This is a genomic window from Vreelandella salicampi, assembly GCF_013415105.1.
Taxonomy (GTDB): domain Bacteria; phylum Pseudomonadota; class Gammaproteobacteria; order Pseudomonadales; family Halomonadaceae; genus Vreelandella; species Vreelandella salicampi.
This window is the reverse complement of record NZ_JACCDF010000001.1, coordinates 288,068-308,279: the sequence shown is the minus strand read 5'-3', so window position 1 is coordinate 308,279 and position 20,212 is coordinate 288,068. Positions and strand designations below refer to the sequence as shown.

Genomic DNA, 20,212 nt, shown 5'->3' with positions numbered 1-20,212 from the left:
GCGTTGGTTTTAATGGCCTAACAAGTGCTTCTTAATGGCGTATCTTAATGGCTTAGCAACGTTTATTCAGCAGGCTTGGCCACCAGCGAGCGGGTCTCTTCGCGGGCTTCAGTGAGCACCACTCGAAGCGGATCGCCAAGTTTGTAACGCTCTTCGCCTTCGATCTGGATACGACCCTCTTTATCGTCAATGACCACTTTACTGCGGTCACTGTGCATCAACGGTGCGGGCACGAACGCCGTTGCGCCATTTTCCAGCAGACGAACGCGCATACCGCCACGGTTGATGGCCATGATTTCGGCTTCAAAGGTGTCCTGGTTCTGCGCGGCGGGGGTTAGGTAACGCACATAGAGCCAGTCTTTGACATCGCGTTCGGCCATGCGATTGAGGCGGCGGCGCTCGGTCAGCTGCTCGGTGAGCTGCTGGCTGGCTTCAGCCGGTGCCTGTTCGCCTTTTAGCACACGTTTGATCAAACGGTGGTTGACCATATCGCCGTACTTACGAATTGGCGAGGTCCAGGTCGCATAGGCGGTTAGGCCTAAGCCAAAGTGTGGCCCAGGCTGTGCGGACATGTTAGTGAAGCCTTGGAAGCGGCGAAGGCGCGCATCGAGCCAGGCGTCGTCGCGGCTTTCCAGTTCGCGCTTGAGTTCTTTATAGCGCGGAAGTTCGGTAAGAGCTTCGCGTTCCACGTTAATCTCTTGCCCGGCGAGGAACTCTTGGGCCGCTTCCGCCTTTTCTGGCTCAAACGCACGGTGAACGTTAAAGATGCCGTGACCGATATGCTGGGCCAAGAAGTCCGCGCAGCAGGCGTTGGCCGCAATCATTGACTCTTCGATCATGCGATTGGCGATGCGCCGCTCTTCGGTGCGTACATTGAGTACGTTGCCGGCCTCATCCAGATCGAATACATAGTCGGGGCGGTCTTTAAACACCAATGCATGCTCTTCGCGCCATTGGGTGCGGGCAAGGGTTAAATCGCGCAGCGCTTTAAGCTGCTCGTCTATCCCATTTTCAGGCGCCCAATCCCCTTGACCGTCAAGCCAGTCAGAGACATTGTCATAGGCCAGTTTGGCGTGGGATTTCACCGTGGCAGCAAAGAAGCGGTAGTCGCCCAGGCTGCCGTCGGCGTTGATATCGAGTGTACACGCCAGTGCCGGGCGCTCTTTGCCTTCCCACAGCGAGCAAAGATCATCGGCCAGCTGCTCAGGCAGCATCGTGACGTTTTGCCCGGGCAGGTACACGGTGAAAGCGCGCGTACGTGCTTCTAGGTCCGCCGCGTGGCCTTCTTCAACGTAAGCCGTGGGGTCGGCAATGGCAACGCACATACGCCAGCCGCCTTCTTCGCGCGGCACAACGTGCAAGGCGTCGTCCATGTCGCGGGTTTTTTCATTGTCGATGGTGAAAAACGCCTCATCGGTCAGGTCTTCACGCACCAAGCCTTCATCGTGCATCGGCCATTCGCTGCCGGCATCGGGGCACTCTTGCTCTAGCGCGTGGCGAGCCAGCGTGACGCGCCACGGCACGGCCGGGTCGTCTGATTTCGCCACCAACTCGTCGATCTGGCTAAAGAAGCCGCGATCATTCTCTTTGAGAGGATGACGGACTAAGCGTGCGACGACCCAGTCGCCGTCAGCGATGGTGTTTTCATCCAGGCTATTTTTGATGCGCGCCTTGAGCACATTGCGAATCGAGGGGTGATCGGGGACGACGGCCAAGCGGCCCTCGCGCTTTTGCACCCGCGCGATAAAACGCTCCAGCCCTTGCTCGATAAGCTTTTCAGGCTCGACGGATTTCTTATCGCCGTTTTCATGGATAACGGCTTCGACGCGGTCGCCGTGCAGCACCTGCTTCATCGCGGGGGGCGGCACGAAATAGGATTCACCGTCGTCGGTTTCAAGAAAGCCAAAGCCTTTTTCGGTAGCTTTGATCACCCCTTCGGCACGTGGGGTGGTATCACGAATCTGTTGCTTGAGTGAAGCAAGCACGGAATTGTTTTGCAGCATGAGGTCAATCAATTGGCGAAGGTAGACGGTCACTATACGGATTCATGCCCGCGGCGCCAATCGCCACGGGGGAACATTCTTAATGCACGCTGTCTGGTTGGGGTAAAACGTGACGTATGATGCCAAAACTATTCGTTTTTTGCGTCAAGACGGCGAATTTGCCGCCACAAATCTTGGCGTAGATCCGAAAGCTTGGGCTGCTCTTCCGGTATAAAGGCGAGCGGGCGGCACAGGCGCTGCGCGCGCAGCCCGAGGCGTGCACTGAGAAGCCCGGTAGCAAGCCCTTGCCCGGCGCGGGCGGAGATGCGCCCGGCAAGGTCGAGTGAGAGCATATCCGTTCCCGCCTCAGTCACCATGTCGCTGGCGCCGGCAAAGGCCATGTTGTAAAGCACGCGCCTAAACAGCCGTAAGCGGCTGGCGTAACCCAGCTCTAATCCGTAAAGGCGGCAAAGCCTGTCTACCATGGCGAGGTTGCGCCAGGCCACCAGCGCCATATCCACTAGGGTGAGGGGGCTGATCGCGGTCATGACGGCCGTTTCGCCCGACATGCGCGAAATCAGCCGCTGTGCTTCCCGGTCGCGCGGAGCAAGAAGGTGGTGGTTGAGCAGCGTAAGCGTTTCCTCGCCGCTGTGGTGGGGCTGGCTGGCGTGTTGAAAGGCTTGCCAATGTGGGTCGTCGTCACCCAGGTCGAGCTGTTGGCGTAGCGTCTCGGCCAATTGGTGTGCCTGCTGAGGCGAACGCTGGGGAAGAGCTGAGAGATCTTCGCGTAGCTGTTCGTGACGCTTTAAGCGACGTAAACGGCCGAGCTCTTTCAACAAAGAAAGGCTGCCTAAGCCGATCAGGCTCATGCCGAAAAGCTGCCATGCCATGGTAAGCCACTGCGACTGCTGCCAGGCTTCCGGTAGGCCAGTGATAAGCTCTGCCGCGCCGAGACTGGCGCTGCCAGCGAGGGTAAACAATATCCCCCAGCGCCGCTTTCGGGGGGCGCCAAGGCTCTGTGCGGGCAAGGCGTCGTCATCGTCGCCAGTGGCTTCGGGCTCGGAATGTTGGGTGGTACTGGGGTCAAAGTGGCGGCGCGGCGTTAACGTTGAGGCGTCAAAGTGGGGAGATTCCGGCTGATGACCGTTATCGCTTGGCGTTTCTTGCGCGGGGTCTTGAGACGCGAAGCGGCGGCGTGGTTTGAGCTGCGTCATACGAGTTTATCTCCCATCAGCCAGTCGATGGCGGCATCCATGCGAATATGGGGCAGCGCTTGCGATGGCGTTGGCATCGGGCGGAAATTGGAAAAATCAAAGCCTTGCTGCTGCCAGAAATCCGCCTTGGGTAAGCGGTCGGGCACTTCGCCGGGAAAGTCTAATACCTCTTCACCGCTGAGCGTCGTGCCGAGTAGTGCCGGGATGCGGGTGCCGTTCTCGTTAACCTCGCGTATCTTAGTGGCGCGAATAGAGGCAAGCGACAAGGCTTTGACCGGCACGCCGGCAAAGCGGAGCTCTTTGAGCGGCTCGGCGAGCAGCGCTTCGAGCAAATGCACCACATTACTGTGTTGGTCCGGCGTTACGTGGTCGGCTTTGGTAGCGGCAATGGCAAGTCGGTCAATTTTCGGTGCAAATAGCCGTGTGAGCAGGCTTCGCTTGCCGTAATCAAAGCTTTGCATCAGCTGGGTAAGCGCGCGCGAAAGATCCTCAAAGCGCTCAGGGCCGGCATTGAGGGCGCCGAGCACGTCAACCAGCACGATTTGGCGGTCGAAACGGCGGAAATGGTCGCGATAAAAAGGCCGCACAATATGCTGCTGATAGTAGCGAAAACGGGCGGCCAGTGTCGCGTAGACGCTGTTTTCGGGTAACGCATGGCGCTCTGTATCTGTCAGCGAAAACTTAGCCAGTAGGGTTTCCGGAAGAGGAAAAAACTGCAGTACCGGCGCGCCTTCGTGCTCGCCGGGGAGCAAAAATCGCCCTGGTTGAAGATCGGAAAACCCCGCCGCTTTAGCGCGCTTAAGTCCATCGGCGTAAGCTGCGGCGAGGTCGGCAAGCTCGGTTTCGTCCGCTTCTGCGGTAGGGTCGAGTGTGTCGATGCCGTCGAGCCATTGGCGAAATAAGGCTTGGCGCTGTTCGCCCTGGGGTTGGGTCTGCGCCGCGCACCAACTGTCAAAATCGTGCTGAAGCAGGGGCAGGTCCAAAAGCCATTCGCCAGGGTAGTCGAAAATATCCAGCGTTAAGTGGGCAATATCCGGCGTTAGCCAGCCGCGTTGCGCGGGCCGGTAGCGTAGCTGCAAACGGAGCTCACTAATGCCACGGGTGGGCGCGGGCCAACGCGGTGGATCGGCGTGTAAGGCACTCATCGCTGGGTCGTAAGGAAAGCGCGGTATGCCTAAATCGGGCTGGTTGAGGCGCTGAGCACCGAGTAAGCGGCCCTCTCTTGCCGCGGGGAGGAGATCGAGCTTGGCTTCTACGCCGGCGTGGCGCAGCTGATTCACTAGGGAAGTGAGAAAGGCGGTTTTTCCCGCTTGGGAGAGGCCGGTGACAGCCAGGCGCAGTTGGCGATCCCGGCTGCGCTCCACCAGGTTGCCAAATTCGCGGTTTAGCCGTGCGCGGCTAAAAGGTGGTTGCATAGAGCAAACTCCCTGGTCGTGTTGTCAGTGCGCCAACCACGTTACGTCCCGCTACGCAGTGATAACACGAGCTGATAAAACAACGGCATGGTCGCAACAAGAAAGCCAATCACGGCAATGACATAGCCGGGCCAGCGACGGGTCATTTTCTGTGCCATAGTCAGCCCTAAAATGCAGATCAGCATGCCGATCAGGTTGAACATAAGCGTTGCGGCTTCGAGCCAAAGCTGTGGGTTCATGCACGCCCCTTTAGTTTATTAGGCATGGTTTGTTAAGCGGATTTATTAAACGTGGTGTCTCAAACGTGATGGTTCCTGAGGAAATTATCGGAAACGTTAGCCGCGACTGATCGTGGTGCCTAGCACATGCTGAGAACCTGGCACGAGCCACACCGGGTCTAGCCGGGTGTTGGCGGCTTCCACGCAAATAAAATGGCGGGCGTCTTCCGGCGACGTATCAGCGGGCGGCTCGCTGCCTGGGTGCCACACTACCGTGGAGTCGCTGTCGTGCTTGGCAATGCGCAAGGTGCGCTCGCCATCGCTGAGTAAAACGGGCGTGTTGCTGTGGTAGATACGGTCAATGGGGCCGTGGATCGCCAGTGTGCCTTGTTGCTCCGCTTCAGCGAAGCCGCGGCGCTTGTCAAGATAGCGCGCGCCAGCGAGCCCTTCTAGACGGCAGTGCCCAATCGCATCGACTGCAAGGTAGCTATGCAGGGCTGCGCTAATTTTGACCGGTGTTTCGCCGCTGTTTTCACTCACGATTTCAACGTGAAGGCGTTTGGCATTGGCCTGAATGACCGCGCGAACATTCAGCTGGCTATGTAGCCGAGTTTCCGGTGAAAGGTGGGCTTCAATGCCTTCTTCGTGCTCGTCAACGGCATCTAAGCGCCAAGCCGCAAGGCGCGCCAATCCATGGAAAGGGCCGCTGCGATCATCGCTCTCATCGGCGTAGCGTTCGTCACCAAACCACGGCCAGCATAGCGGAATACCCCCGCGAATGGCGCCAGGCAGCGCTTGGGGAGTGGATGTCATCCATAGCCAGTCATGCTCGCCCTTGGGCGCGAAGTGCAACACCTGGGCGCCTTGCAGGGCGATAATTAGCTGGCCCCAGGGTTGGTTGAATAGCACCAACTCGCGCGCTTCCCAGGTGGTGGTTTGCTGGCCTTGGGTGGCGTGAAGTTGTTGACGAAGCGAGTCTGGGATCATGAGCCTTCCTGTGGTTGGGGCATCGACGTGAGCTTTACGCGGTATGCTATGGTAGAGCAAGCACATTAACTAGGTAAAACCCTGATCAACGAGAACACAAGGAGATCATTATGGGCTTTATTGCATGGCTAATTATTGGCGGTCTAGCGGGTTGGATCGCCGGGAATATCATGCGCGGCGGCGGCTTCGGCATATTGGGCAACATTGGCGTCGGGGTCGTGGGAGCTGTCCTCGGCGGCTTTCTTTTTGGCCTTTTAGGCTTGGAAGCCGGGGGCTTTATTGGTTCGCTAGTCACCGCGATTGTCGGCGCTGTCGTGCTCTTGTGGGTGATCAGCAAAGTCAAGCAATCGTAGTGATCAAACGGGCAGCTTACAGCAGAGTGCCCTTTTAAACGCCACCGCCGGATAAAACCGTACGGTGGCGTTTTTGGCTGGAGGCGTGGTGGGGTACACTATGGCGCTTATGCTGGCCAGCCAGGCCAGTCGTCGGTTCATAGTTGAGGTGTCTTTTGGTCGATGCGTTACGTGCTTGGTGGGCGCAGCAGCTGGTGCTATGCGATTGGGCGTTTACCCCACATCCGCTAGCAATAGATGCCGGGGCGGCAGAGCAGCAGCTTTTGCAGCAGGGAATCACCCACCGCGGTGAGCTTGCCGAGCAATTGTTAGAAGCTGCCGGTGCACCATCCGAACAGGCGGACCAGCTGCTTGGCGCGCTTGAATGGGCCGCTTTAGCCGGTGCAGCCGGGTGGCTAGAAAAGCACCAAGCCGAAGCGTGGGCGCAGTGCGTGATCGCGCGTATTGCGCATGAGTTTAGCGACTTTCGCGCTTGGCTGAGTGCGTGTCGTCAAGCGTTAAGTGCGTCTGGCTGGCAATCGGGGGCGGATGATTGGTTTGTGGACGCTTGCCAAGCCTTGGCAACGCTAGAAGCCGAAGAGGAGGGCGTAACATGGGAGCAGATGCGAATTGCCCTGGGAGACTCGCCTAACGCGCCGCTTTGGCCAGAGCAGCCTGAGGCGCAAAGTTATCGTTTATGCGCGCTCTTGCGGCCCGTTATTAGCTACCCGGCAAGTGCTGCCGACTGGCCTGATGCAGGGTCTTGGCTCGCTAAGGTCTGGCAGATCCATGATCGCGACGCGCTATTGACGGCTATGCTGTGGCTCAGCGCGCAAGGCGAGCGCCAGCGCTGGGATATCGATGCTCGCCAATTGATAGAGATGGACCGTGCTCAGCGCGATGAGTGGCAGCGTAGCGTCCTCCCCGAGGCGCCCCATGCCGTGGTGCTCGCTACCTTCGTTACTCAGGGCGAACCGTTAGAGTGGGCCGCTTGGGATTGGTTGCGTTTAGCCGAACTTGCCTGGGCAGGTGCGTGCTGTGGCTACCTTTCCCAGCAAGAGGCTGACCATTTTGCGGCGCACGCCGCGGAGCTGGTGAGTCGTCGCTACCACGACTGGCAGGCCGTAGTGGCGGGCTACGTACGCGGGCTTAGCCTGTTTGACGGCATGGATCGTCGGGCGGCAACGCCGCTTAAACACCAGCGTGTTCTTCTGCATAGCACGCACAGCCCGTGGCGAGTGGCGATTGCAGAGCTCCTTGATGACTCGACTCGCGATGCATCACACGCGGCGCTTCTTGAGTGGCGGGGATCTGCTTACCATTGGTTGCTTGCGCTCGTCGGCGTGCGCGAGCCTGAAGCGATGCTGAGACAAGGTAAAACCTTTGTCGCGCTCCCTGAAGCGCGTCGCATGGAGGCTGCGCACTTTCTCCAGGAGACGCTGGGGTTTCATGCCGATGAAGGGGCGGCTGCGATGGGGCGCTATTGGTTGCCGGCTCAGGCGCACCATCTTAATCAGCTGGCAGCGGATGCCGCCTATAATGTCTGGCCGCCGCAACAAACGCCTTTTGGCCAGCCGGCACCCGAGCTTTTGCAGGAGCGTCAGCCGCTAAAAAATGCGAGTCGCCACGCCGCGACCATCCATATGGCAGAGAAATTCGCCTTCTATTTGCATATGGCCCTCGATAGCCAGCTGTTTGAATACGATGCGTTAATGAATTATGCCAGTGCGCTGCAAAGTAGCCTGTGCCGCTTTTACCCTCATGCTAAGTCGCTCCTAAAAGCATGGCTTGCTTGGGAGCGCTGTTTGCCTGAGCCCGAGCATGAATCGCTTGCGCACGAAATTGCGTGGCACTTAGAAGATCCCGGCAGTCTTTTTCACTGGCTTGATTGGCGTCCCGGCGAGTGGCGCGAACCGGGCCCACGTCCTTCTTTGACGCACTTCACTGCCATGGCGTTGGCAGGGCCATTAAATAGCGCGGCGTGGAGCCAGCCACAGCCGGAAAGCCCACGGGAGAAAAGTGAGATTGCCGAGTGGGTCGAGAGCCACTACCAGCTGCACCAGGCTGATGAGCTTAAGGACTTCGTCAATTACATGTTGGATGCCGGGGATCGGCAGGAGTATCAGATTAATTACGCGCCCTATACCCTCAATCAGCAGCGTCTGGAAGAGGAAATCGCGATTATCGAAACGGGTGAATGTGGCGTAGAAGAGCGCCAACATCTCGCGCGGTTAGAGCGCGTTCGCCATAACGAAGATGGATGCAATACGTTGGATATGGCCGCATGGGATATAGCCCAAGCGGTAGATTTAGCTATTGCGGGGCGCCAGCTGGAGTGGCTGACGCAAGCGCAGTTTGCCCAGGTGTTGGACCGCGTTTACGCGCTGGCAGCCAAGCATTACAGCGGTTGGCAAGCCTATGCGGAAGGCATGTATGCTGGCTTCTCGTTTTTTATGGGCGAAACACCTGAGCGCGAAAGTTTTCTCGCGGGATTGCGCCAAGCGCTGGTGGCGTGGCTATGTGCTGCACCGCTACTGGCAGGGCCGTGGGCGAGCCTGGATTTCCCCGGTAACAAACCACGCCACTTTGCGCCGCTGCATATCGATACTTTGCCCGGTGATCGTCGAACACTCCACTGAGCGCTAAACAAAACGGAATGAAAAGTCGAGTGGAACTTAAGCCAAGCTCGCCAAATCCATCGTCTTTCGCTTATAGTAATGGTTCCTGTCTTACGTTGACTCATAACGAGGTTAATCGCATGGGTGCGTTGACACTCCCCACCAGACTTTCTATCGCGGCGCTGTGTTTGGCCATTTTAATGCTCACTGGCTGTGCTGGATCAGCCCAGCGCCACGCTCAACCACCGGAGGACTATTTTGCTCGGCAATTGCCGGGTGTGCCGGGTAGTGGTAAGGCCTTGATGTCGCCGGTCGATAACCCCGTGGCGCAGCTACGTAGCCTGCAGACACCGCCGCCAGCGCTGATCCGTCAAGCTCTGCTAGAACAGCACCAAAACTGGGCTGGAACGCCGTATCGGTTAGGCGGTGACTCTGCGCGCGGGATCGACTGCTCGGCGCTCGTGCAGCAGGTGTATCGGGACACCTTTGATTTAGAGCTTCCGCGTTCCACCTACGGCCAAGTCAAAGAGGGGCGCGAGATCGACCGCCAAGCGTTACAGGCAGGCGATCTGGTGTTCTTCCGTCCTCCCGGCCCGTATCAGCACGTGGGTGTTTACGTAGGTGATGGTCACTTTTTACACGCCTCCACGTCGCAGGGCGTAACTATATCGCGCTTAGATAACAGCTATTGGCAACGTTACTACTGGCAAGCCCGCCGTGCACTGGAAACCACCCATGTAGCCCAACTAAGCCGCACGCTGTAGCCACACGTTATAGCTTGGTGGCGAGATAGTTTGGTGGCGTCGTAAGGATCAACATGATTGAAGCCAAATCGCGTGCTTGGTGGCGCGCTACCTTAGCGCTTTGCTTGGGTTCTTTATTGGTTTTTATTAATCTTTACGCGCCGCAACCCCTGCTACCGGGTTTAAAAGAAGCTTACGGTGTCTCAACGCTGGGCGTGAGTTTGATCATGTCGATCTCGACGTTATCGCTGGCGTTTTCCCTTCTGGTATTTGGCCCGCTCTCCGATGCGATTGGCCGCGAAAGCATTATGCGTATCACGCTTTTGCTCTCGGGGCTTTGTTCGTTGGCGCTTGCGTTTGCACCCAACTTCGAAATGTTATTGGCGCTACGCTTATTGCAAGGGTTTATGCTCGGTGGCTTGCCTGCCGTGGCGATTGCCTGGATGGGTGACGAGTTCGATAAACCGGCGCTGTTAAGTGCGGTAGGCCTGTATATTGGGGCTAACTCGTTAGGCGGGATCGGCGGGCGGATTGTTGGCGGCAGTATGGCGGATATCGGCGGCCCAGCCGCCGCGTTTTTGACCGTAGGCGTGCTGACGCTCTTCGGGAGTCTTCTGTTTTGGCGCTTGTTGCCCAATAGTCGCGCGTTTACGCCGACGCCGTTTCAATTTTCCACCGCGCTGCGCGATTTAGTCGGTCACTTGCGCTCTCCCGTGCTGCTGGCGGCCTATGCGCTCGGCGGCATTAACTTTTTGATCTTTATCAATCAGTACAGCTACATTACCTTTCGCTTGGCGGATGCTCCGTATCAACTGGCTGCAAGCAGTTTAGGCCTGGTGTTTTTGACGTATCTGAGCGGTACGGTAGGGTCTACGCTCTCAGGGCGTTTTGCCGGTAAGCTGTCACCAGCGCGCTGTATGATGTTGGGCATCGTGATTTTGATGCTCGGAACGCTGGTAACGCTCGCTGAATCGCTGGCCCTCATCATTCTAGGGCTTACCATCAATGCGTTTGGATTTTTTCTGGCGCATTCGCTCGCGTCAAGCTGGGTAGGGCGTTACGCCCAAGGGGCGCGGGGTAGCGCGTCGGCCCTGTATTTGGTGTTTTATTATGTGGGCGCGAGCTTAGGCGGCTTTTGGCTTGAACCTTTTTGGCGCTGGGCCGGCTGGCAAGGCGTTGCTTGGGGCTCATGGATACTGTTGAGTGTCACGCTTGCCATCGCCTTTGGGCTATGGCGATTTGAGCCTCGGCGGCTTTGAACATGCATAAAAAAGAGCGGCGCCGTAAAGGGCCGCTCTTTTTGTGCTAGTAAGTTGTACTAGCAAGGCATGAGCCGTTAGTGCTCAGCGCCATCTTCGCCGTGTACGTGGCCATGCTCAACTTCTTCTTCGCTGGCTTCACGTACGTTGGCAATCTCAACATCAAAGTTGAGCTTTTGTCCGGCGAGCGGATGGTTGCCATCCACAACGACGGTATCGCCTTCGACTTTCTTAACGGTGACCATCAACGGGCCGCCTTGCGTTTGGGCTTGGAATTGCATGCCCGGCTCAACGCTTTCAACGCCTTGGAAAGCATCGCGCGGGACTTCTTGCATCAGCTGCTCTTGAACTTCACCGTAACCTTCTTCCGGTGAAACCTTCACAACCAGTTTCTCGCCCACGTCACGGCCTTCCAGCTCTTTTTCCAAGCCGGGGATGATGTTACCCGCGCCATGGAGATAGGTAAGCGGCTCGCGGCCTTCTGAACTGTCTAGCACCTCACCTTCATCGTTGGTTAGGGTGTAGTGGAACGCGACAACCGAGTTTTGCGCAATTTGCATTTAAGAACCTTTCGGTGAGTGCATGTCCGTTCCATGGTAACGCGGAAAAAGGGTGTTTGTCAGGGGGGAGGGCAGATTTTCACATGGCTTTACACGTTGGCGGTATTGCGCCGTGCTATGACCAGGGATACCCTAATGCCACCCTTTTTTGACTTCCCACTCACTATCTTGTGGAGCGTACTATGACAATCTTTGTAATTTGGGTAATTGCGTTTGTCCTGATTTTATTCTTCGCCAATAAGCGTTGGGACAACGGGGTTAGCCGTGGACTAGATAAAGTGCTACCAAACGTGCTGAAATCGCACGGTGAAAATCGTGCGCTCTGGGTGGGTGCACTAGCCGTGCTGGGGGCGACCACGTTGGTACGTCCGGTTGATGTTTTGCTGGTAGGCATCTTGCTAGCGATTATTGGCTTAGTAATAGCTAAGCTCGCGAGTTTTGCAGCGGATAAAACTGCCCATTAAAGTTGAGTTTTAAGTGCTAGAAATGGGACAAATGGGACAGAATCAAAAAAACCGGCATACACAGTATGCCGGTTTTTTATTATCAACTGAGAGTATATGCACGCAATGGCTTAGTATGGCGCGACCTGCACATTACGGCCGCTGCCGATCAAGCGTACTCGCTGACCGGCTTGGAACTGACGGTCGGCACGCTGCACGACAACTACGTCTTCGCCCGAATCGGTACGAATTTCCATTTCCCAGGCACTGATGCGGTTAGAGGCGTCTTCCGCTGCCGTGCCCGCCATGGCACCGCCTAATGCGCCGGCAACCGTGGCCAGGTCTCGGCCGCTGCCACCCCCCACTTGGCGACCTAAAAGCCCACCAATAATCGCGCCGCCACCGCCGCCGAGCAGGTTGCCTGTGCGGCTTTCGGCTTGAATTTGAACCGGGCGAATTGCCACAATTGTGCCGTAGGTGACGTTCTGGGACGTCTTGGCTTGATTGCCGCTATACACATCACCTGAGTACTGGGACGTGTTGGTGCAGCCAGCGAGGGTTAAAAGACTCAGTGCTGCAATAGGGAGAAGGTGTTTCATGGAAGCCTCCAATAGCTTGATGCCGTCATCAGTGATGCCGCTCGAGCAAATAACGGCGTGGTGTAACTTTTCCTGGGATTATAGAACACTGTTCGCAAATAATCATCTTTTATCTCATCAAGGATGATACTTGCTAGCAGCGCCTAGGCGATGCTTTTGGCGTTTAGCCTTTACTATCGCAGTTTAGATAAAAAACGTGCAAGAAATGACGAAGCTCTACCCTAGCGCACATTAAAAAAGGGACTCCGAAGAGCCCCTTTGTACGCCATTCACGCTGGATTAGCGCGCTTGGTACCAGTTAACCAAATTGGTTCATGGTGTTGTCTTTACCGCCCGCTTTAAGCGCGGCGTCGCCGTGGAAGAACTCTTTGTGGTCGTCACCGATGTTGGAACCGGCCATATCCTGGTGTCTAACGGTGGCGATACCTTGACGGATTTCCTGACGCTGTACGCCTGCCACGTAAGCCAGCATACCTTCGTCGCCGAAGTAGCCCTTGGCCAGGCTGTCGGTGGACAGTGCCGCCGTGTGGTACGTCGGCAACGTGATCAAGTGGTGGAAGATACCCGCTTCGCGAGCGCCGTCACGCTGGAAGTTGCGCGTCCACTCGTCGGCCAGCTTGCCAAGTTCGGTGTCGTCGTACTCGGGCGCCATCAGCTTTTCGCGCTCGTAGGCAGAAACGTCTTTGCCTTCTTCCTTCCAGGCGTCGAACACTTGCTGGCGGAAGTTGAGTGTCCAGTTGAACGACGGCGAGTTGTTGTAGACCAGCTTGGCATCAGGGCAGACTTCGCGGATACGGTTAACCATACCGGCAATTTGGCCAACGTGGGGCTTCTCGGTTTCGATCCACAGAAGGTCTGCGCCATTTTGTAGGCTGGTAATGCAGTCCAGCACGACGCGGTCTTCACCGGTACCAGGCTTGAACTGAAAGAGGCCAGAAGCCAAGCGCTTGACCTTGACCAGCTTGCCGTCTTGCTTAATCACCACATCGCCATTGTTAATGTCGGAGGCGCTAGCGATCTCGTCGCCATCGAGGTAGCTGTTGTACTGGTCGCCCAAATCGCCCGGCTCGTTGGTGACGGCGATTTTCTGGGTCAGGCCGGCGCCGAGTGAGTCGGTGCGAGCAACGATGACGCCATCTTCCACGCCCAGCTCTAGGAACGCGTAGCGAACCGCGTTGATCTTGGCGATGAAGTCTTCGTGCGGCACGGTCACTTTGCCGTCCTGGTGGCCACACTGCTTCTCGTCGGAGACTTGGTTTTCCAGCTGGATACAGCAAGCGCCGGCTTCAATAAACTTCTTGGCCAGCAGGTAGGTCGCTTCGGCGTTACCGAAACCAGCGTCGATGTCGGCGATGATCGGGACAATATGCGTCTCGTAGTTATCGATCTTGCTGATCAGTTCTTGCTCTTGGGCCTTATCACCGGCTTGCTGTGCGTCGTCCAGCGCACGGAACAGGTGATTAAGCTCCCACGCGTCGGCTTGCTTTAAGAAGGTGTAGAGCTCTTCGATCAAGTCAGCCACCGAGGTTTTCTCGTGCATGGACTGATCAGGAAGCGGGCCAAACTCAGAGCGCAGGGCAGCAACCATCCAGCCGGAGAGGTAGAGGTAGCTGCGCTTGGTGGTGTTAAAGTGCTTTTTGATGGAAATCAGTTTTTGCTGGCCGATAAAGCCGTGCCAGCAGCCCAATGACTGAGTGTACTTCGAAGTATCTGCGTCGTAAGCCGCCATGTCTTCGCGCATGATCTTGGCGGTGTAGCGTGCAATATCCAGACCCGTGTGGAAACGGTTCTGGCTACGCATGCGGGCAGCGTATTCCGGCGTGATGTTGTCCCACTTGCCGCCTTGTGCTTCACGCAGTTGAGCGAGTGCTTTGATTTCGTCGAGCAGTCCAGTCATGAGCTTTCCCTCAGGGTCGTGATGGTGAATCGCAGGTCAGCGATTATTTATGCTGCACCTGCGAAGTTGATACCAGCATCCCCGATTCCTACGGCACTGTCTTTAAATAAAAAGTCTAACGTGCTGCTGCCGCGTATCGAGGTTTACTGTGCAGGCCGGGTGGCGCTGCGATGGATCTACTATCCCTGATTGATTGCAGTGCAGCAATTGCCCCTTGGGGGCAGACAGCGTTGTAACCCGACTACACCAAGGGGCGCTCATGCGGTGAAACGGTAGTCATATTTCCAGGCAGTTATTCCTCGTCATCCGCTACCTGCCAGTAGAGGTTGCCCGCATTGACCAGTTTAGTGAGCAAACCGTTGGCGTCCGGCAGATCGAGGATATCACTACTAAGGGGGCTGGGATCTGCCAAGCGCTGGGCAAGCGCCTGTGTGCAGGTGTAACCGTCGCCGTCGACAAACAGCGTAGTGACATCATTATCGGTGCGCCACGCAAAGCGTGACCCCGGGGCGTGGTGCAAAGGCGCTTCTTGTAGCGCGGCAACAAGCTCGGCGTCGGTAAGCGGCGGGTCGTGGGGGATCAACTGATCCACGTATTTAGGTTGTGTCATCACACGTCCAAACCATTGGCTCAGTTGCGCCGGGTCATCCAGCGTATCAAGGATTAGCTTGCGCATGCGCTCAAGGGCGGCATCGTCAATTTTGCTAGCATCCTCGGCCGGCGCCATCCCGGCATCGCTGTAACGGCGCGAGGGCGGTAGTTGTTCGCCGAGGTAGTCAGCGTACGAAGTAACCGCTTCGTCAGCAGAGGGCGCGCGAAAGCCCAAGGAAATGGTCATGCAATCATCGGACTGACTGACGCCGTGGTGAGCCCAGCCCGGCGGCAAATAAAGCATATCACCCGCTTCTAACACCCAATCTGAACCTGGCTCGATCTCAAATTCCTGCAAAATGCGCAGATCAATACCGGGGATGATGGGGGCGTCATCCGGCACCTTATGGCCGAGTTGCCAACGCCGCTCGCCGCTGGCTTGTAGCAAAAAGACATCGTATTGATCGACGTGAGGGCCAACGCTGCCGCCCGGTGGCGCGTAGCTAATCATGATGTCGTCAAGGCGCCAGCGGGGGAGAAAATCAAACGCTTCCATCAGTGATGCGACAGACGGCACATAATGATCCACCGCTTGTACCAAAAGGCTCCAGTTTTCTTCGGGTAGGCGTTCAAAAGTGGCGTCATCGAAAGGGCCGTGTGAGACCTGCCACGGGCCATCGGGGCCTTTTTCTTCCACCAGTCGCGCTTCGATGCCTTCCTCGCAGGCGAGCCCGGCCAGTTCATCCGGGTCTAGCGGGGTTAAAAATTCCGGGAAAGCACCGCGGATCAGTAGCGGCTTCTGTTGCCAATATTCGGCCATAAATTCGGCCGGGGTTAAATCGCCCAGCAGCGTCAGCGGCGTGTCGCGATGGCTCATGGCGGTATCCTTTCAAAATAAAATAGTGGCGAATAACGAGAGCGCTTACAGCGCGTTAAGCTCAGCAATCAGCGCTTTGGCCTGGGTTTCGGCATTGCCGATATAGCGCGCGGGGCTAAGCGCTTTTAATTCGTGTTTAACATCGTCCGGGAGCGCGAGGGTGTCAATAAAGGTCGCAAAACCGACTTGATCGATGCGCTTACCGCGCGTCAGCTCTTTGAGTTTTTCGTAGGGCTTTTCAATGCTGTATCGGCGCATGACAGTTTGGATTGGCTCGGCGAGAACTTCCCAACTGTTATCTAAATCGGCCGCCAGACGCTCAGGGTTGGCTTCTAGCTTACTGATACCTTTGAGCGAGGCGTGATACGCAATGATACCGTAGGCGAGACCAACGCCTAAGTTACGCAGTACCGTAGAGTCGGTGAGATCGCGCTGCCAGCGTGAAATCGGTAGCTTTTGCGCCAAGTGGCCCAACACGGCGTTGGAAAGCCCTAAATTTCCTTCGGAATTCTCGAAGTCGATGGGGTTGACCTTGTGCGGCATGGTGGAAGAACCAATTTCGCCCTCGACAGTTCTTTGTTTGAAATATCCCAGCGAAATGTAGCCCCACACGTCGCGGTCAAAGTCGATCAAGATGGTGTTGAAGCGACATACCGCGTCGAATAGCTCAGCAATGTAGTCGTGCGGCTCGATCTGGGTTGTGTAAGGGTTAAACGTAAGCCCCAGGCCTTCGACAAAGGTTTGCGCATTGGCTTGCCAGTTGATTTCGGGATAGGTGGTTAAATGCGCATTGTAGTTGCCGACTGCGCCGTTGATTTTACCCAGAATCTCTACGCGCTCGATCTGCTTGAGCTGGCGCTTCAACCGGTAGGCGACGTTTGCCATCTCTTTGCCCAAGGTGGTGGGGCTCGCGGTTTGGCCGTGGGTGCGCGAGAGCATCGGTTGTGCGGCGTGCTCAAAGGCCAAGTGCGCGATGTCATCAGCGACCTGGTGCATGGTCGGTAGCAGCGCATTCAGGCCGTCGGTCAGCATAACGCCGTAGGAAAGATTGTTGATATCTTCGCTGGTGCAGGCGAAGTGAATGAACTCGGTAACCGCATGCAGCTCAGGCTGGCTGGCAATCTTCTCTTTGAGGAAGTACTCCACCGCCTTGACGTCGTGATTGGTGGTGCGCTCGATCTCTTTAATACGCTCGGCGTCTTCCAGCGAGAAATCCCGAATCAAGGCTTCCAAAAAAGCAGTGGCCTCAGCGGAAAGCGGCGGCACTTCGGTGATTTGGGGGTGTTCGGCGAGACGCACAAGCCAGCGCACTTCGACAATCACGCGGGCGCGGATCAGGCCGAATTCGCTGAAGTGTTCGCGCAGATTGGCGACTTTGGCGCCGTAGCGGCCGTCAACGGGAGAGAGAGCGGTAAGAGCAGAGAGTTGCATGGGCGTGGAGTTCCAATCGTAAGCGATGGTTTTAAAAGGTCGGTCGTGAACAAAAAGGCATGAAAAAGCTTAGCTTAAATCATCGAGCGCACGGCGCAGCGCTTTACGCTGAAAAATCAGCTTCCAGCGACGCCCGCCTTGCTGGTGCCACAGCAGCGCAAAACGGATGCCCGCCATAAGGCAGGCGCGCACGCGCTCGGGCATCATGCGGCTTTGCAGCATGGAAGGGTCGCCCTGCACCACAATACGGGTCTTAAACGTTGAGATGGACTCTTGGTAGGCTTCCCCCAGGCTTGCGATTACGTTCTCGTGGGTGCTACCGAAGTGCTCGGCCTGGTGCTGCACATGGCTGAGCTTGTCGCCGAGCTGATCCATCATGTTGTTGTTTTTGCGTAGTTGATTCATCAGCAGCAGCAGCGAAAAGCCGTAGCGCAGCACCACCGGGTTGGCTTCTTTGCGGCCAACCAGCGCCTCCAACATGTCGAGCCCGCGGCGTAAATTGTTGGGATGACCACCGTATATCGCCTCGAAGCTTTCGGGATTGGTGTCCACGGTGGCCTGAATCAGGGTATCCCAGGCGCGCTGGTCTACCTGCCCGGTGCGGGCTAGCTCATCCACCAGGCTTGCGGCTTGAAATACGCCAGCGAGTGCCAGCGCTTGGCGCGTGGCGGGATTATCCGGGGCGCGGTGAATCGGTGTTGTCGTTGTCATGCAGCCGCCTCCTGGGCGTTCCAAGTCGTGCGAATGACACCGCCACCAAGGCAGATATCGCCCTCGTAGATCACCAGTGACTGCCCCGGCGTGACCGCGCGCTGCGGTTCGTCAAAATGGACATCGACACTGCCGTCATCGTGGCTAATAAGTGAGCAGGCGCGGTCGCTCTGGCGGTAGCGTATTTTCGCGGTAAAGCGACCCTCGCGTGCAGGCGGGTGGCCTGCCACCCACTCCATGGGCTCGGTCGCGAGTGAATCTGAATAAAGCAGCGGGTGATGTTTGCCCTGTACGGCAATTAACACATTGCGGTCTAAATCTTTAACGGCTACGTACCAAGGCGCTTCCGAGTAGTTGGCCAGACCGCCGATACCTAAGCCCTGGCGCTGGCCCAGCGTGTAATACATCAGCCCCATGTGATCGCCGATCACATCGCCTTCGGGTGTTTCCACCTTGCCCGGCTGAGCGGGGAGGTAACGCTTGAGAAAGTCGCTAAAGCGGCGCTCACCGATAAAACAGATGCCGGTGGAGTCCTTTTTCTTCGCGGTAATTAATTGGTGTTGCTCGGCCAGGGTGCGAACGGCCGGCTTTTCCAGCTCGCCTACCGGGAACAGGGTGCGCGCGATGGCGGCCTCCGGCACAGCGTGTAGGAAGTAGCTCTGGTCTTTGTTGGGATCGAGCCCTTTGAGTAGTCTTGGACGCCCATCGCGGATGCCCTGACGAACGTAGTGTCCGGTAGCGATCATCTCAGCGCCGAGCTTTTCCGCGTAGTCGAGAAAGACCTTAAACTTAATCTCACGGTTACACAGAATATCCGGGTTGGGGGTGCGCCCCGCCTTGTATTCGGCCAAAAAGTGCGCGAAGACGTTATCCCAGTACTCGGCCGCAAAATTGGCTGTATGCAGGGGGATCCCCAGTTTTTTGCATACCACCGCAGCGTCGAGCAGGTCGTCTTTGGCCGTGCAGTATTCGCTGCCGTCGTCTTCATTCCAGTTTTTCATAAACAGGCCCTCGACCTCATACCCCTGTTGCTGGAGTAGGAGCGCGGACACGGAAGAATCGACGCCGCCGGACATGCCGACGATCACTTTGCCTTGGGTGGATGTCATGGGCATCCTCGATTGGAGTGGGCTACAAATGCGCAAGCATTATACACGATGCGGCCAATACGCTTCGAGCCTTACGGTATAAAGGCGAAACGATGTGATTCAACACTAGGGTGATTCAACACTAGGGTGACTCATGAATGACGCTGAGCGGAAAAACGGACCCCGCTTGGGCATCCTTGATACGTGCGAGCACCAAGGGGCTGCGCAGCCGGCTTTGGGCATTTAAGGCGTGAATCTCCTCCCAGGTGAGCCAGTGGGTCGCCGTGATGTCGTCATCTAATCGTGTATCGAGAAAGCGCGACGGCTCAGCGATAAAACCGTGGCTATGAAACGTTAGCCCGCTCGCTGTATGGAAAACGTAGAGTCCTAAGTAGCCGGTCAGCTGGATCTCCCAAGCGGTTTCTTCTTGAACTTCGCGGACAATCGCCGCGAGCGGGCCTTCGCCGGGTTCAACGTGACCAGCCGGCTGATTGAACACCGTTTCATAGCCGTCACGCGCCTCTTCCACCACTAAGTAGCGGTCGTGGCGTCGAATCACGCAGGCAACAGTGGTGTGCAAGCTCATGGTGAAGCACTCCGACGTTTGTGTCTTGGCTTGGGCTTTGAATGTGCTGACTTCGTGGACGTTGGCTTGGGTGCATGGAGCACTTCGCGGCGCCACTCACCTGGCGCCAGGCCGTCTAGCCGCCAGGGGCCGATAGCCACGCGAATTAAGCGTAGGGTGGGGTAGCCTACATGTGCGGTCATGCGCCGTACCTGGCGGTTGCGCCCTTCGGTGATGGTGAGAGAAAGCCAACTGGTGACCGGGTGGCGCTTAGGGTCAAGCGGCGGCTGGCGCGAGGGGATGTCAGGGGCGCTTAGCCGCTGCGCTTTCGCCGGGCGTGTGGGGCCATCTTTGAGCGTAACGCCTTGGCGCAGCGCCTGTAGTGCGGTTTCATCGATATCGCCTTCTACCTGCACCCAGTAAGTCTTGGGTTGTTTGTGTTTGGGGTGGGCAATGCGATGAATAAGCGCGCCGTCGGCGCTCAATAAGAGCAACCCTTCCGAGTCGTAGTCTAATCGTCCGGCTGGGTAAATCGCTTTAATATCAATGTGTTCGGCTAATGTGGCGCGCCCCTCGGTATCGCTGAATTGGCTTAATACGCGGTAGGGTTTGTGCAGCAGATAAAGGTGGCTCATAGGGAAGTGATCGTATCGGTCGTTAAACAGGGGGATACTCGACTTTA

At 56.9% G+C, this 20,212-nt stretch carries 19 protein-coding genes; 5 read left to right on the top strand and 14 right to left on the bottom strand.

The window, feature by feature from the left end:
* Positions 1–62: 62 nt before the first annotated feature.
* The 5 genes from HZS81_RS01495 to HZS81_RS01475 all read right to left on the bottom strand — a co-directional run bounded on the left by HZS81_RS01495 (position 63) and on the right by HZS81_RS01475 (position 5,816).
* Complete coding sequence (locus HZS81_RS01495; RefSeq protein ID WP_179928773.1) at positions 63–2,003, bottom strand: exoribonuclease II; 1,941 nt, start codon at positions 2,001–2,003, stop codon at positions 63–65.
* Between the two features lie 128 nt (positions 2,004–2,131).
* Complete coding sequence (locus HZS81_RS01490) at positions 2,132–3,196, bottom strand: YcjF family protein (protein WP_179928772.1); 1,065 nt, start codon at positions 3,194–3,196, stop codon at positions 2,132–2,134.
* A complete protein-coding gene (locus tag HZS81_RS01485) occupies positions 3,193–4,611 on the bottom strand; it encodes a YcjX family GTP-binding protein (RefSeq protein WP_179928771.1) in 1,419 nt (472 codons plus the stop codon). Before HZS81_RS01485 ends, HZS81_RS01490 begins: the two co-directional genes overlap by 4 nt.
* A 41-nt stretch (positions 4,612–4,652) precedes the next feature.
* Positions 4,653–4,850 carry a hypothetical protein gene (locus HZS81_RS01480; RefSeq protein WP_179928770.1) on the bottom strand — a complete coding sequence of 66 codons (198 nt, stop codon included), beginning with the start codon at positions 4,848–4,850 and terminating at the stop codon, positions 4,653–4,655.
* A gap of 96 nt (positions 4,851–4,946) precedes the next feature.
* Positions 4,947–5,816 carry a D-hexose-6-phosphate mutarotase gene (locus HZS81_RS01475; RefSeq protein ID WP_179928769.1) on the bottom strand — a complete coding sequence of 290 codons (870 nt, stop codon included), beginning with the start codon at positions 5,814–5,816 and terminating at the stop codon, positions 4,947–4,949.
* Positions 5,817–5,926: 110 nt separating this feature from the next.
* Here HZS81_RS01475 and HZS81_RS01470 point away from each other — a divergent pair, with 110 nt between their 5' ends.
* The 4 genes from HZS81_RS01470 (at position 5,927) to HZS81_RS01455 (ending at position 10,768) form a co-directional block, all read left to right on the top strand.
* A complete protein-coding gene (locus HZS81_RS01470) occupies positions 5,927–6,169 on the top strand; it encodes a GlsB/YeaQ/YmgE family stress response membrane protein (RefSeq protein ID WP_179928768.1) in 243 nt (80 codons plus the stop codon).
* A gap of 155 nt (positions 6,170–6,324) precedes the next feature.
* Positions 6,325–8,787, top strand: a complete 2,463-nt coding sequence (locus tag HZS81_RS01465; protein WP_179928767.1) for a DUF1266 domain-containing protein — start codon at positions 6,325–6,327, stop codon at positions 8,785–8,787.
* Positions 8,788–8,966: 179 nt separating this feature from the next.
* The gene (locus tag HZS81_RS01460; RefSeq protein ID WP_179929021.1) at positions 8,967–9,530 is read left to right on the top strand and encodes an NlpC/P60 family protein; all 564 of its coding nucleotides are present in this window, start codon (positions 8,967–8,969) and stop codon (positions 9,528–9,530) included.
* Positions 9,531–9,583: 53 nt separating this feature from the next.
* Positions 9,584–10,768 (top strand): MFS transporter, encoded by a 1,185-nt coding sequence (locus HZS81_RS01455; protein ID WP_179928766.1) that lies wholly within the window; start codon positions 9,584–9,586, stop codon positions 10,766–10,768.
* Between the two features lie 77 nt (positions 10,769–10,845).
* On the opposite strand, the gene HZS81_RS01450 is transcribed toward HZS81_RS01455, so the two are convergent.
* Positions 10,846–11,328 (bottom strand): FKBP-type peptidyl-prolyl cis-trans isomerase, encoded by a 483-nt coding sequence (locus HZS81_RS01450; protein WP_179928765.1) that lies wholly within the window; start codon positions 11,326–11,328, stop codon positions 10,846–10,848.
* 182 nt (positions 11,329–11,510) lie between these two features.
* Between HZS81_RS01450 and HZS81_RS01445 the strand changes: the two genes are divergently transcribed.
* Entirely contained in the window at positions 11,511–11,792 is a 282-nt protein-coding gene (locus HZS81_RS01445; protein WP_179928764.1) for a hypothetical protein, read from the top strand.
* Positions 11,793–11,902: 110 nt separating this feature from the next.
* On the opposite strand, the gene HZS81_RS01440 is transcribed toward HZS81_RS01445, so the two are convergent.
* The 8 genes from HZS81_RS01440 to HZS81_RS01405 all read right to left on the bottom strand — a co-directional run bounded on the left by HZS81_RS01440 (position 11,903) and on the right by HZS81_RS01405 (position 20,165).
* Positions 11,903–12,370, bottom strand: a complete 468-nt coding sequence (locus tag HZS81_RS01440; protein WP_179928763.1) for an outer membrane lipoprotein — start codon at positions 12,368–12,370, stop codon at positions 11,903–11,905.
* A gap of 298 nt (positions 12,371–12,668) precedes the next feature.
* Entirely contained in the window at positions 12,669–14,267 is a 1,599-nt protein-coding gene (locus HZS81_RS01435) for an isocitrate lyase (protein ID WP_179928762.1), read from the bottom strand.
* Between the two features lie 292 nt (positions 14,268–14,559).
* The gene (locus HZS81_RS01430; RefSeq protein ID WP_179928761.1) at positions 14,560–15,735 is read right to left on the bottom strand and encodes a cupin domain-containing protein; all 1,176 of its coding nucleotides are present in this window, start codon (positions 15,733–15,735) and stop codon (positions 14,560–14,562) included.
* 45 nt (positions 15,736–15,780) lie between these two features.
* Positions 15,781–17,166 (bottom strand): adenylosuccinate lyase, encoded by a 1,386-nt coding sequence (gene purB / locus HZS81_RS01425; protein WP_179928760.1) that lies wholly within the window; start codon positions 17,164–17,166, stop codon positions 15,781–15,783.
* 69 nt (positions 17,167–17,235) lie between these two features.
* Positions 17,236–17,877 (bottom strand): high frequency lysogenization protein HflD, encoded by a 642-nt coding sequence (gene hflD / locus HZS81_RS01420; protein ID WP_179928759.1) that lies wholly within the window; start codon positions 17,875–17,877, stop codon positions 17,236–17,238.
* A complete protein-coding gene (mnmA, locus tag HZS81_RS01415; protein ID WP_179928758.1) occupies positions 17,874–18,986 on the bottom strand; it encodes a tRNA 2-thiouridine(34) synthase MnmA in 1,113 nt (370 codons plus the stop codon). The genes hflD and mnmA overlap by 4 nt, the downstream gene beginning before the upstream one ends.
* 121 nt (positions 18,987–19,107) lie before the next feature.
* The gene (locus HZS81_RS01410; protein ID WP_179928757.1) at positions 19,108–19,551 is read right to left on the bottom strand and encodes an NUDIX domain-containing protein; all 444 of its coding nucleotides are present in this window, start codon (positions 19,549–19,551) and stop codon (positions 19,108–19,110) included.
* Positions 19,548–20,165 carry a pseudouridine synthase gene (locus tag HZS81_RS01405; RefSeq protein ID WP_179928756.1) on the bottom strand — a complete coding sequence of 206 codons (618 nt, stop codon included), beginning with the start codon at positions 20,163–20,165 and terminating at the stop codon, positions 19,548–19,550. Before HZS81_RS01405 ends, HZS81_RS01410 begins: the two co-directional genes overlap by 4 nt.
* Between the last annotated feature and the right edge of the window lie 47 nt (positions 20,166–20,212).